This is a genomic window from Paenibacillus sp. FSL W8-0186, from assembly GCF_037969765.1.
Classification (GTDB): domain Bacteria; phylum Bacillota; class Bacilli; order Paenibacillales; family Paenibacillaceae; genus Fontibacillus; species Fontibacillus woosongensis.
The window spans coordinates 163,482-176,921 of the sequence record NZ_CP150207.1; the positions used below are offsets into that span (position 1 = coordinate 163,482).

12 protein-coding genes are annotated in these 13,440 nt (G+C 53.4%); 7 read left to right on the plus strand and 5 right to left on the minus strand.

The genetic code is table 11. The features are described from left to right. The first annotated feature begins 12 nt into the window (after positions 1-12). The 4 genes from hisJ (at position 13) to trxB (ending at position 5,076) form a co-directional block, all read left to right on the plus strand. Positions 13-858, plus strand: a complete 846-nt coding sequence (hisJ, locus tag MKX50_RS00810) for a histidinol-phosphatase HisJ (protein ID WP_339158130.1) — start codon at positions 13-15, stop codon at positions 856-858. 53 nt (positions 859-911) lie between these two features. Further along, positions 912-1,859 carry a ribose-phosphate pyrophosphokinase gene (locus MKX50_RS00815; protein WP_213594788.1) on the plus strand — a complete coding sequence of 316 codons (948 nt, stop codon included), beginning with the start codon at positions 912-914 and terminating at the stop codon, positions 1,857-1,859. Between the two features lie 390 nt (positions 1,860-2,249). After that, entirely contained in the window at positions 2,250-3,968 is a 1,719-nt protein-coding gene (locus MKX50_RS00820; protein ID WP_339159955.1) for a tetratricopeptide repeat protein, read from the plus strand. 151 nt (positions 3,969-4,119) lie between these two features. Beyond that, entirely contained in the window at positions 4,120-5,076 is a 957-nt protein-coding gene (gene trxB, locus MKX50_RS00825; protein WP_213594786.1) for a thioredoxin-disulfide reductase, read from the plus strand. A 717-nt stretch (positions 5,077-5,793) separates the two neighbouring features. Here the strand turns inward: trxB and MKX50_RS00830 are convergent. The 5 genes from MKX50_RS00830 to MKX50_RS00850 form a co-directional block, all read right to left on the minus strand. Continuing rightward, positions 5,794-6,528: an ABC transporter permease gene (locus MKX50_RS00830; RefSeq protein WP_339158132.1), complete on the minus strand. Its 735-nt coding sequence runs from the start codon at positions 6,526-6,528 to the stop codon at positions 5,794-5,796. 2 nt (positions 6,529-6,530) lie between these two features. Further along, positions 6,531-7,244, minus strand: a complete 714-nt coding sequence (locus tag MKX50_RS00835; protein ID WP_339159958.1) for an ABC transporter permease — start codon at positions 7,242-7,244, stop codon at positions 6,531-6,533. Beyond that, positions 7,244-8,155: an ABC transporter ATP-binding protein gene (locus MKX50_RS00840; RefSeq protein ID WP_213594782.1), complete on the minus strand. Its 912-nt coding sequence runs from the start codon at positions 8,153-8,155 to the stop codon at positions 7,244-7,246. The genes MKX50_RS00835 and MKX50_RS00840 overlap by 1 nt, the downstream gene beginning before the upstream one ends. Before the next feature lie 71 nt (positions 8,156-8,226). Continuing rightward, positions 8,227-9,621 carry a HAMP domain-containing sensor histidine kinase gene (locus MKX50_RS00845; RefSeq protein ID WP_339158133.1) on the minus strand — a complete coding sequence of 465 codons (1,395 nt, stop codon included), beginning with the start codon at positions 9,619-9,621 and terminating at the stop codon, positions 8,227-8,229. Then, positions 9,618-10,295 (minus strand): response regulator transcription factor, encoded by a 678-nt coding sequence (locus tag MKX50_RS00850; RefSeq protein WP_213594778.1) that lies wholly within the window; start codon positions 10,293-10,295, stop codon positions 9,618-9,620. Before MKX50_RS00850 ends, MKX50_RS00845 begins: the two co-directional genes overlap by 4 nt. Before the next feature lie 172 nt (positions 10,296-10,467). Here MKX50_RS00850 and MKX50_RS00855 point away from each other — a divergent pair, with 172 nt between their 5' ends. The 3 genes from MKX50_RS00855 (at position 10,468) to MKX50_RS00865 (ending at position 13,264) form a co-directional block, all read left to right on the plus strand. Beyond that, positions 10,468-10,695 carry a DUF1858 domain-containing protein gene (locus MKX50_RS00855; RefSeq protein WP_213594776.1) on the plus strand — a complete coding sequence of 76 codons (228 nt, stop codon included), beginning with the start codon at positions 10,468-10,470 and terminating at the stop codon, positions 10,693-10,695. Between the two features lie 78 nt (positions 10,696-10,773). Next, complete coding sequence (locus MKX50_RS00860) at positions 10,774-12,039, plus strand: DUF438 domain-containing protein (RefSeq protein ID WP_339158134.1); 1,266 nt, start codon at positions 10,774-10,776, stop codon at positions 12,037-12,039. A 274-nt stretch (positions 12,040-12,313) separates the two neighbouring features. Then, on the plus strand, positions 12,314-13,264 hold the full coding sequence (locus tag MKX50_RS00865; protein WP_213594773.1) for an ROK family glucokinase: 951 nt from the start codon (positions 12,314-12,316) through the stop codon (positions 13,262-13,264). Positions 13,265-13,440: the final 176 nt, after the last annotated feature.

Below are 13,440 nucleotides of genomic sequence, written 5' to 3' on the forward strand. Positions count from 1 at the left end.
GAGGGATTATAAATGGCAAAGAAGAGGAATTATTGGATAGACTATCATACGCATCATGCCCGCTGCGGCCATGCCGTAGGCAGTCTGGAGGAATATGTCGTCCGGGGCATCGAGATCGGCCTGTCCGAAATCGGTTTATCCGATCATATGCCGCTTTTGCATGTAGACCCGGAGACTTACTATCCTGAAATGGCTATGCCCAAGGACGAACTGCCGCGTTATGTGGAAGAGGCCTTTGCGCTTAAGGAGAAGTACCGCGGCCAGATCGACGTGAAGGTCGGTCTGGAAGGCGACTATATCGAGGGCTGGGAAGCCGATATCGAGAAGATCATTCAGGCCTATCCGTGGGATTATGTCATCGGATCAGTGCATTTCCTGGGGGAGTGGGATGTTTCCGACTACCGCCAGGTACATAACTGGGACGGCCAGGACGTCTTTGCCGTGTATGAGCGTTATTATAAAGCAATAGGCCAAGCCGCCAAGACGGGCTTCTATGACATCATTGGGCATTTTGACGTCATCAAGCGCTTTGGCAACGTCCCGGACGCGGAGCGGGAAGCAGAGACAAAGGCTTTGGAGCAGGCCGCTTTGGCGGCTATTGCCGAATCCGGAATCGCTATGGAGCTCAATGCTTCGGGATTATCCAAGCCTTGTGCTGAAATGTTCCCGGCCAACCGTATCTTGGAATCGGCGATCCAGTTGGGAATACCGCTGACGGTAGGCTCCGATGCCCATAATCCTCTGAAGCTAAGCGAACACCTGGATAAGGCGCGGGCCACGCTGTACGGATTGGGAGTCCGGGAGCTGGCTACATTCACAGAACGGCAGCGCAGAATGATTCCACTGGAGCAGGATTAGAGAGCAATGAATAACCCACATAAACGACTACAATAATGATCCAGGAGGCAGTTATGGGATCCAAGCTGAGAATATTTGCGGGTTCATCGAATCCAAGATTGACGGCGGATATATGCAAGCGGCTCGGGGTCGAGCCCGGCAAGGTTAAGCTGTCCCGATTCAAAAGCGGAGAGATTTATGTGCACTATGAAGAGAGCATCCGCAACTCCGACGTGTTTCTGGTGCAGTCCCTTTCCCATCCGATCAATGAGCTCTTCGTCGAGCTGCTGGTCATGATTGATGCGGCCAAACGGGCTTCCGCGCGTACGGTTAATGTCATCATGCCTTATTACGGTTATGCGCGGCAGGAGCGGAAATCAGCTCCACGGGAACCGATCTCCGCGAAGCTGCTGGCCGATGTGCTGACCACTGCAGGGGCAAGCCGGGTTGCGACGATCGATTTGCATGCGCCTGCGATTCAAGGATTCTTTAACATTCCTGTCGATCATTTGACCGCGCTTGATCTGATGACTGAATATTTGAAGGCACAGAACATTCCGAATCCGGTCGTTGTATCTCCTGATGCCGGGCGGGCTTCGATGGCGGAGAAGCTGGCCAGCGGGCTGGATTCTCCCTTCGCCATTATGATCAAGAAGCGGCCGGCTCATAATGAGTCGGTCATTACGCATGTCATCGGAGATGTTGCGGGTTATACACCGATCATTATCGAGGATTTGATCGACACCGGGAGCACGATCGTGAACGTCGTGGAGGGGCTGAAGGAACGCGGGGCCAATGACGCCTACGTCTGCGCAACGCACGGCTTGTTCTCGGACCGGGCTGTTGAGCGCCTGCATCATAAGAACATCCGCAAAGTCGTGGTGACCGATTCGATCGAGCTGCCGGAGCAGCCGCCGGCCCATTTTAAGGTGCTGTCCGTTGCGCCGATGCTGTCCCAGGCGATCCAGCTTATTACGGAGGGCGGATCCATCGCTGCTTTGTTCAGGGATCGGGGTATTTAAATTCTTGGTCAAGAGGCAAGCAGAACAGAAAAGAGCCAGAAAATCTTCTGTTAAAGGGGATTTTCGGCTCTTTCTTGGTTTTAGGGCTTGCGGCGGCTTTTTCCTAATATGAGCCAGACAACCAGTCCGGCAATCAATGCGAGGGGGACGAGGATAACTAACAAAGTAAGGATGATATTTTCCCATAAAATAGTCAACAAACTCACTCCATTTGTAAAATTTTGTATCCACATTATACTTCGGGACAAGCTGGATTTTTCCTCTAAATCAGGCGATAATCCGTATTTTACCTCCTCGATTTCCCGTGGGAGGACCGCTTCCTCTATGGTATACTGTGTGGAGAGATAGAGATAGAAGGAGGTGCCTTGAGTGAAGAAGAACAGAATCCCAATGGAGGGCATGCAGGCGAATGTGCTGCGGCTGTCCATGGATGCGAACTTTTTCTTTGAGAGAGCTGTCTCATCGCTGGACCGCAATCGCTATGACAAGGCATTGAAATATTTTCGTAAAGCGGTGGAATATGAGCCGGGCAACCCGGTGAATCATTGCAATATGGCGGGCATACTGTCGGAAATGGGCGATTATGAGGCGTCTAATGCCGTATTGTCTGCCATTTTACGGGACATTGATCCGTCCTTGACGGAATGTTATTTCTACATGGCTAATAATTATGCGAATATGGAGCAGTTTGAAGCGGCGGAAGAGGCATTAATTACGTATCTGCAAGAGGATGAAGGCGGACAATTTCTGGCCGAAGCTGAAGAGATGCTGGATTTGCTGCAATATGAGCTGGAGCGTCCGGCGAAGCTGAAGCGTATCAAAGCGCGTGAGGGCATGATCGAGCATGAATTGGCCCGTGAATTGCTCGAAGAGGGGAAGTTCGCCCAGGCCGTGAAGCTCCTGGAGGAGATTGTCGAGCAGCATCCGGATTTTCTGGCCGCCCGTAACAATTTGGCATTAGGATATTATTATTTGGGGTTGTTCCCGCAGGCGATGGAGGCCATTAACGGAGTTCTAGAGCGGGATGCCGGCAATCTGCACGGCCTATGCAACCTGGCTATATTTCTGCAGCGGGAGGGCCATGCTGCCGAATTGGACAGGCTACGGGGGCTGCTCAGGGCTGTAGCTCCTTTCCATCAGGAGCATCTGTTCAAGCTGGCTACGACGATGGGGATACTTGGGGAGCATGAAGCGGCTTATACGCATTTCAGGCGGCTGCTTAAAGACCATGAGGTGAACCGCGATCCTGTTCTATATCATTACACGGCGGCGGCGGCTTGCAATACCGGACGCTATCCGGCTGCGCGCGCGCTTTGGCGGCAGCTAGACAAGCTGGATCCCGGTTCGGGCATCGCTTCTTTTTATTTGAATCGACTGGACGATGATGAACTGCAAGGGCAATATCCTTCGATTAGCTATCATTATAACCTTCCTTTTGAAGAGCAACTGAAGCATCCGGAGAAATGGGAGAACGGCTTCCCTCCGGAAATTCGGGATAATCCCCTCATCCGTGCTTCCTTCTTCTGGGCACTGCGCCATGGAGATCACCGTACGAAGCTTCAAGTTATTCAGGCCCTCGGCATGATTGCCGACCGGGAAGTAGAAGAGGCGCTGCTCGCCTTTTTGCTTATTCCAGAGGAGAATGTGTATTTAAAAGACATGGCTGTTCTGGTGCTGCGGTCTATTGGGGTAAAAGATCCAGTGCCCGTATGGAAAGACGGGACAACGATCATGGTCGATCCCAGCAAAATAGGCTCCGGCTTGCCAGTATGGCGAAGCGAATGGCAGGCGGTGGTCGATTTGGCCATCAAGCGGATTGGCAAGTCTTCGGACCTGCGGTTGCAGCATGACATCGAATCGTTATGGGTAGATTTTTTGACTCGTTTATATCCGGACATTCCGGCAATGGCCCATATCGAAGGCTGGGCGGCCGCGCTCGATTATCTGACGGCAAGAATGCACCGCAAAGCGCTCACCTATGAGGAGGTGGCGAAGCGATACGGGATTTCCGCATCGACGGCCAGCCGTTACGCCCGGCGGATGAATCAGGTATGCAAGGTGCAGGATAATGGGAAGGAAAAGGCGGTTACCTTTCCCTTCGTGCAATAATAACTATGCCGGTCCGTCCGCCGATTGCCGGACGGAAGGGTAAGACAGGCCTTTCTTGGGTAAAACTTGTGTATAGGATCAATTACATAATGTATCATAGGCGAATTATGAATTGATTTAATGAACAATGACTACCAGGGAGGTTCGGATAATGTACAAAGCGATTGTAATTGGAACGGGGCCGGCGGGTCTGACGGCAGCGATATACTTGGCCCGCGCCAACTTGAATCCACTCGTGATCGAGGGGATGCAGCCCGGAGGGCAGCTGACGACCACCACGGAAGTAGAGAACTTCCCCGGCTTCCCGCAGGGTATTATGGGTCCGGAGCTAATGGATCAGATGCGGAAGCAGGCTGAACGCTTCGGCGCCGAGTTCCGCAGCGGATGGGTACAGGAGGTGGAGCTTCGCCAGCGGCCGTTCAAATTGACCCTAGAGGGCGGCGAAGTTCTGGAGACAGAGACCGTCATCATTTCTACGGGGGCTTCCGCCAAATATTTAGGCATTCCCGGCGAGAAGGAGAACGTGGGGCGCGGGGTAAGCACCTGCGCAACCTGTGACGGCTTCTTCTTCCGCGGCAAGAAAATTATCGTGATCGGCGGCGGCGACTCTGCGATGGAGGAAGCGAGCTTCCTGACGCGTTTTGCCACCAGCGTGACCGTTGTGCACCGGCGCGACGAGCTTCGTGCCTCGAAGATCATGCAGGATCGCGCTCGAAATAATGAGAAAATCGAATGGGCGCTGAATCGCACCCCGCTTGAGGTATCGACGGACGAGCATGGCGCAGTTATCGGCCTTAAGGTCCGGAACAATACAACGAATGGGGAAGAGCTGATTCCGGCAGACGGCATCTTCGTTGCGATTGGCCATACGCCGAATACGAAGTTCCTTGGCGGACAGATTGAGACGGACGAGCATGGTTATATCCTTGTTAAGCCGGGAACGACGATCACGAATGTCGAAGGCGTATTCGCTTGCGGCGACGTGCAGGATACGCGTTATCGCCAGGCGATTACCGCAGCGGGCTCAGGCTGTATGGCGGCGATGGACTGCGAGAAGCTGCTGGAGGGCACGATGGTGCGTGACTGGAGCGAGACGCTTAACCCCTGAAATACAAGCTGAAGGCTGTTCTTAGGTCATCTTCGGATGGATGACGCTAGGAACAGCTTTTATTTTTTGTTTTTTTCGAATTTAGGTGGATAGTAACAGGAACAAGGAACAAGAACAGAAGAATTAGCCCAGCAGAATTAGCCCAGCAGAGTTAGCCCAGCAGAATTAGCCCAGCAGAATCAGTACGTTGCTAAATGGATTTATAGTAGTTAGTTTCTGTTGCAAGGAGAGGGAAGTAGATTTAAATGGATTTCATGTCGTTAGAAGAAAGGAGAAGGCGATTATGGGCTGGATTCTTGATTTTAGGTGCATACAATCCATCTAATCCCTTGAAGTGTTCGTTTAGAGCATTATTAGATACTTGAATTCCATTTAGTGTTCGGCGCAGCTTGTACATGGCAGGTTAGTGTCGACTTAGTGTTTGACTTAGTATTCGACACCTTGGCGTCCGAGACTTAGCATCCGACAACTTAGCATCCGACAACTTAGTGTCCGGCAACTTAGCATTCAACAACTTAGCATCCAACAATTTAGCGTTCGACAGCTAAGTATCCGACAGCTTATATAAAATAGCTAAAGAATGGGATGCAGACAAGGGAACAAGTGGATTCCGCAGAAGCGAAAGGCCTCCTGAAAGAAAGGGGCGCCCCTCAGTCATTTAGAATGACTTTAGGACAGCCCCTCTATAAATTAATGTGCCGGCGTTAAATTCTGGCACTAAATTTCTTTTCGGCGGAAGTAGGTAAGACCGGCCAGGAAGAACAGCAGGAAGCTGCCCGTTACGGTGATCAGCAGGCTTTGGTAAGGCAGGTTAAAGGCGCCGAAATCGGCTTCGCCGCTGGGCATCATCGCCAATACTGGCTGGGCCCAGGGATAGAACGGGCCGTAGGTGGCCGAGTTGACGATGAGCATGTTCGGAATCGTCAGCGAGACATTCAGCGACAGCGGTGCTGCAAAGCTCGCCCAGTTCAGCGATACGCCCAGCTGCAGCGCTACGAGCGGCAGGCAGGCGACCCAGCCACCCAGTATGCTCTTCAGGAACATGCCCCATGGCATGGCCCCTGGGAAGGCATGGTATTTCGCCGCCCCGATCAGTGCCAGGAGGAAGAAGAGCTGGCTTAGCGCAAGCAGGCCGGCCACGACGGCAAATTTGGCGAGATAGACGCCTGTACGCGATACGGGCAGCACAAGCAGCTGCTTCCAGCCTCCGCCGGTATGCTCGTAACGGCAGACGTAGGCCGCGAACAGCCCAGCCATGATGGGCAGGAACAGCATGCCATGCAGCATGACCATGCTGCCTAACATGATTGGCCAAGGGTCAGCTCCTGCGGGAACCGAGATTGATGCTCCGATCAATAGCGATAGAAGCGGGCTGGCCAGAATAATCAGCCAAATGCCGGATCTGGACATTTTCAGCGTTTCCGCCGACAGGATTCGCGGGAAATTTCGCATCGTCAGTCCACATCCTTTCGGTTAAAATGCAGCAGGCTGATCATTAGCATGAAGAGGCCCAGTGAAACGCCGCCAAGGAGATAGGCCAGCGGGCTATTGTCGCTTATGGCCAAAGTAGCCCAATTCAGCGGCAGCCATACGGATAAATCCAGCGTAAAAGGCGAGAGTATCGCGGCGGCTATGCCGATCGAAACCGGAAGGGCCTGATTGCGGAACGTCAGTGATAGCCAGAGCTGCAGAGCCAGCAGCGGCCAAGCGGCCAAATAAGGGTAGAAGCCCATGGTTAATAATTCCCTTATCGGCAGCGGCGTTTGAAAGCCAAGCAGGAGGCCGAGTCCTGCGGTAAAGACCGGGAGCAGCAGGCAGGAAATGCTCAACACGATCACGCACATGGTGAACTTGGCCAGGAATACGGAGCTGCGCGACACCGGCAAGGCCAGCAGCTGCTTCCACGAGCTCATCTGATGCTCTATGTTGGCGACCAGAGAGCTGATTAAGGTACAGCCCAGGAACAACGCCATCGGGACGAAAAATTCGATATTTTCGATGAGTCCGCCCCAGAGATCGTCACCGTACCTTCTGAGTATATAGTCGAATCGCAGTCCGAAATTCAGTCCCTGCATGGTGACGAGGCCAATTGGCGCGAGGAAGACCAGGAACCAGATTCCTTTGCGGCGAATTTTGAGAAAATCGGCGTGAAGCGAGCGCAACAGCATCATAGCGCTCCCTCCCCGATCACTTGCATGAAGATATCCTCCAGAGATTTCTTCTTCTGCTCGACCCGGTAGATGGCATGCCCGTTCTCGACGAGCCGCTTGACGAGATGGGCGACTTGAGCATCCTTCATGCCGGGGAAGGTCATAATCCCGCCCTGGAGGATGCCCGTCTGGCCCAGGTCGCGGGCGATCCAAATGGCGGAGTCCGGCTCGGATACGACCAGCTCGATGTCATGCTGCGCCTGGAGGCGCAAATGATCGATCGTATCCTGAAAGACCAGCTGCCCTTCGCGGATAATGCCGACCTTATGGGCCATCTGCTCGACTTCGCCCAGCAGGTGACTGGAGACGAGCACGGTGATGCCGTATTGCTGCGGCATATTCTTGATCAGCTCGCGCATTTCATGAATTCCGGAAGGGTCGAGCCCGTTGGTTGGTTCATCCAGAATCAGGAGCTCGGGACTCCCGAGCAGTGAAGCGGCAATGCCCAGCCGCTGCTTCATACCGAGGGAGAAGCCCTTGACTGGGCGCTTTGCTTCCTTGGTTAAGGAGACGATCTCCAGCACCTCGGCGATTCGCGATTTCGGCACATCCAGAATACGGCGGATCGCCTCCAAATTGTCGGTAGCGCTCAAATGCCCATAATAGGAAGGGTACTCCACAAGCGATCCGATCCGGCGCAGAATGTTCAATTTGTCCCGCTTGAGCTCACGCCCAAAAATAGAGATCGAGCCGCTCGTCGGCTGAATCAGTCCGAGCAGCATGCGGATCGTCGTCGTCTTGCCCGCTCCATTCGGTCCAAGGAAGCCGTAAATATCTCCTTTGGAGATTTCCAGGTTCAATTGATCAACGGCCGGACGACCGCGGTATTTCTTCGTTAATCCCTTGGTTTGGATTATCAGTTCGCTCACTATGAATCACCTCGGTAATCAACATAGCTTCCGAAGTTTAAATGCAGCGGAGGTTGAAGTTTAAATTTAGGTTAAGAAGCGGGAAAGATAGCGAATCGGGTGCCTTTGGCAGAGGATTCCGCGTCGAGGCGAAGCCCCATCTCCCGCAGCAGCAGCTCTATGATCGCCAGGCCTAGGCCCGCCCCTTTAAAACCGGAGGCGGCATCAAGGCCTGGGCCGCGGTCCGTAATAATAAGAGCAGGGCGTCCCTTCCAGCGTGCCGTATGGATGCCTACATACTTGCCTGTACCGGCGTGGCGGACGACGTTCTGGAACAGGTTATCCAGGACGCGGCGAAAGCCCTGCGTGTCGACCGCCCACCTCAGGGGTTCATCCGGTAGATCGATGTCCACGGTCATGCCGGCCTTTTCCCAGATGGGGTACCAGGCGGCAGCGCTCTCCCTGACGATGCGGTGCACGTCCTGGCGCTCCATGGACAAGGCGTATTTCCCGCTGGCCAGCAAATTATAGGACAACAGATGATCGATCAGGTGGTCGAGGTCGTCCAGCTTGGCCTCCATCAAGGCTAAGGATTGCCGTCCTTGCGCGGATAAAGGCTCTTTACCCATGGAATAGAGATGGCCGGCGAGCACGGTCAGCGGCGTACGCAGGTCATGGGACAGGTTGGCGATCAGATTCTTGCGCAGCTCCTCCTCCTTGCGTTCTCGCCTGCGGCCCTCCTCCAATTGGTTCACCATATGATTAAAGGCTTGCTCCAGTCTGCCGATTTCATCAGGCCGCCCTTCATCTGTAGGCGACGGAAGCCCGTTCTCTCCAACGCTCGTCATAGCTGCTTCCAGCCGGAGGAGGCGTTTGCGGATGTCCCGGAAGAACAAATAGGACAGCAATATAAATATGCCGAAGATGAGCGCCATGAACAAGCCATAGAACCGGGAATCGCTAGGACGGCCTTGGGGCGTCAGATAGGAGCGCGGCAGCTTGAAGACCATGAATCCCTGCTTCGCCTGCTCGTCTCCTCCGATTAAGGCCACGACGGTGTAGGGGTCGGCATTGATTCCCGCCTTCATGAAGGCAATGGTATCCTCCGCCGACCACTGCTTGGGCAGCGTTGCCTGTACAGGCAGCTGAAGCTGCGTGATCCCCGCACCGTCAACCCAGAACAGCGCGGCATCGGGGTATTCCTCCTTCAGCGCGGAAAGCCTGGCATCGATTTCCTCAGGGGAGGCTGCGGCCAGTGCCTTGGCGTGCTTATGCCACATCTGCTCCAGCTCATAGGCAGAGCCGTAAGGCAGCTTATAGGTTTCCTGCCCACCCAGCATCAGCATCCGGTTAACGGCCCAGGAGGCGATGAAGCTGGCTGGAATCAGCACGGGGATAAATACGAGAGCCGTGACGATGATCAACACGTATCGCGATAAAAGGGAAGTGCGAAGGCGCTGCAAAGGGCTTTGATTTATAAATCTCATGCCCGCACCCTGTATCCGATGCCGCGGATTGTTTCGATAATTTCCGGGGCGGCGGGATCACGCTCGATTTTTTCCCGTAAATGCCGAATATGTACCATTAGGGTCTTATCGCCTTCCAGATAGGGCTCTCCCCAAACGGCTTCATAAATTTGCTCCTTCGTCATGATTTGGCCGAGGTGGCGCAGCAGGTAATGAAAGATGTGGAACTGTTTCCCGGTAAGAAGAATCTCTTCCCCGGTGTCCTGGTCGATAATGAGGTTTTCGCGTTCATGGACGAGCAGATGCCGCAGCCTAAGCGGTTCCGGGGAAGCATTGCCGCTGCGGCGGAGCAGCACTTCAATTCGGGCGGCGAGCTCGTCCGGATGAAAAGGCTTCGTCAGGTAGTCATCCGCGAATTCCAAGCCTTGCAGCTTATCATCAATCGAGGTTCTGGCCGACAGCATCAATATGGGCAGATTCGGATGCTGCTTCTTGAGCCGCTGTCCTACCGTGAAGCCGTCCAAGCCGGGCAGCATGACATCGAGAATGGCGAGCCGGCAGGAATCGGCGTGTTCCAGGGCATGCTCTCCGCTCGTGAGCCAGGTTACGCGGTAGCCGCGGTCCTGCAGGGTTTCGTTAACCCACTTTCCGATCTCGGGATCGTCTTCAATATATAGCAAATGAATGGAATTCATCGTCAATAAACCTCCTTTAGCTCCTATTGTGACAAATCTGCATAAAAAAATAAACTGTGCTGGCAAAGCACCTGCATCCTTGTGATTGTAATCACAAGTTGTCAGAGCGGCCTGTGCTACTTTGAATATGAGAATGGTTTTCATTCAAATTTGAAGAATGTGGTGAGGGCTTATGGGGAAAAAGATCGATTTGCATAAAACAGTCTACGAGTTATGCACGGCCGATCCTGAAATCATCGATATCATGGTGGGCTTAGGCTTCGAGCAGCTGGCCAAGCCGGGGATGCTGCAGAGCGCGGGGCGCTTTATGACGATCCCCCAGGGAGCCAGGCTGCGCAAGGTGGAGCTCGATGCGATCAAGGACGCGTTCCGCGCCAAGGGCTATGAAATCACGGAGTGAACTCAGGCGGCGCGTTGTATGGTCCGGAGCTTAGAATAATTTTAAATAATAGGCTTATAAATAGAGGAGGGTACGGCGATGAGCGAAATGATCAACAACCGCGAGCATGCAGTACGAGAGCAAGGACGCCGGCAAGAACTGCTGAAGCAGATCATTAAGGAGCTGCATGAAGGGAAGAGCGTGGAGGAGGTCAAAACCCGGTTCGAGGAAGCAGTCGGGGACGTGACAGTAGCGGAAATATCGGCAATGGAGCAAGCCTTGATGGAGGAGGAGGGTATTCCAGTCTCCGAGGTGCAGCGCCTGTGCTCTGTGCACACGGCTATTTTTAAAGGCTCGATTGAGGAAATTCACCGTTCGTCCAAGCCGGAGGAGCAGCCGGGGCATCCTGTTCATACCTTTAAGCTGGAGAATCGCGAGATTGAGCGGCATGTCAATTTCCGGCTGGAGCTGCATAAGGACAAATTCCGCCGGGAGGACAGCACGGATATCGTCTTTAAGCTGGTGGAAGATTTAAATCTGCTGCTGGATCTCGATAAACACTATAGCCGCAAGGAAAATTTGCTGTTCCCGTATTTAGAGAAATACGGCATCTATGGCCCGACCAAGGTGATGTGGGGTGTAGACGATGCCATTCGTGCGATGATTAAGAAAGTAAAAGAGAAGCTCCTGAGTTACAACGGTGACCGCGCCGATAAGGATATACTCATCATCGATCTGGAGCGCGTGATTACTGAGGTAAACGAGATGATTTTCAAAGAAGAGAATATTTTGCTGCCGATGGCCTTGGAGAAGCTGACGGAGGACGAGTGGGTAAAAATAGCCGCCGAGAGCGATGAGATCGGCTATTGCCTGACTGCCCCGGAACAGAAGTGGGTTCCCGAGCGTGTGCCGCTCCCGTACGACGAAGGTACGGAGGTAGCGGAGAACGGCCAGCTTCCAGAGGGGCTGATCCGCTTCGAGACAGGAATTCTGACCGCCGCGCAGCTGGAAGCGATTATGAATCATCTGCCTGTGGATCTAACGTTCATTGACGAGCAGGATGTTGTCCGGTATTTCTCGCATGGGAAGGAGCGCATTTTCGCCCGGACCAAGGCCGTCATCGGCCGTACGGTGCAAAACTGCCATCCTCCGCAAAGCGTGCATGTCGTGAATGAGCTGCTGGCGGATTTCAAGGCTGGGCGGAAAGATGCCGAGGATTTCTGGATTCCGTTCAAGGATAAGCTCGTTTATATCCGTTACTTTGCGGTTCGCAGCGCCGAAGGCAGATATATGGGCACCTTGGAATTCACGCAAAATATCGCGCCGATTCAAGCACTCGAAGGTCAGAAGCGAATATTGTCTTAAACTTGGTATAAATGGTATGCTCACCTATAATATGCAACCCCGTCTTCGGCGGGGTTTTTTGCTGGGAAATTGTAGGATTGGACAGCATTTGGAGGGCTGCCGCAGCGGGTGTATTCTCTATATAAACACCGCTTGTGAATTTCATCATTTGCGCTGAAAGCCTTGTATTTACTGGATTTCCTGCTGTTCGCTTCTCTTGACCGAACGGTGTGGTTCGCTTATAGTTGGTACGTAGGATAAACAATTTTATTTGAAGAAAAAGGTGGCTTGTACAATGTCTGAAAAAATCTACATTGGTGTTGATCTTGGCGGGACTGCGATCAAAGTCGGCATCTGTAATGAGGAGGGGCAGCTTCTTCATACTTATGAAGGGCCAACCGAAGCTGATAAAGGTGCCGATGCCGTTGTAAGCAATATCGAGCAGTATGTCCGTCATATCGTGGAGCAATCTCCTTTTGACTGGGAACAGGTAGCAGGCGTCGGAGCTGGAGTTGCCGGATTTACGGACGTTCGCGAAGGAATCATCATTCTAGCACCGAATGTAGGTTTGAGGGATCTTCCGATTCGCGAGATTCTGGAGGCCCGCCTTGGCAAGCCTGTCAAAATAGACAATGATGCCAACGTTGCAGCGCTGGGCGAAGCCTGGGGCGGCGCGGGCAAGGGCATCGATCATTGCGTCTGCGCTACGCTGGGTACGGGAGTAGGCGCCGGCATTATTATTCATGGCAAAATCTATCAAGGCTTCGCCGGATTTGCGGGCGAACTAGGCCATATGTCTGTCGTTCCCGATCTGGAAGCGATTCAATGCGGCTGCGGCGAGACCGGCTGCCTGGAGACCGTATCCTCGGCAACGGGCATTATCCGGATGGCCAATGATGCGGTAGCCAGAGGAGAGCGCACGGCCTTGTCGCAAGTAGAGAAAATTATGGCGAAGGACGTATTCGATGCGGCGAAAGCCGGGGACGAAGTAGCGATTCGCATCGTGAACCGCGCCGCATTCTATTTGGGAAAAGCGCTGGCGGCTGTAGCTGTCGTGCTGAATCCGGAAGTGTTCATTATCGGCGGCGGCGTATCCAAGGCGGGGGACATCCTGTTCAATGAGGTGCGCAGCGTGTTCCAGAAGCTGACGCCGGAAGTAGCGGCAAGAGGGGTAAGCATTGTTCCTGCAACGCTCGGCAATGATGCCGGAATGGTTGGTGCCGCAGGCCTGTTCACGCGTTCCTAATAGAATCACGGCAAGCAGATATGCTTGCAGGGGCAGCAGCCTTCGGGCTATAGTGAACACTCGGGTTCGACAAGTCACGCTCGCAAGCTCGTAGGCAATCGGGGGTCTGTTATCAAATTCTGTCGATATATAGTGTCGATTTTAGATATATAATAGATAGAAGAAGACAGGAGAAC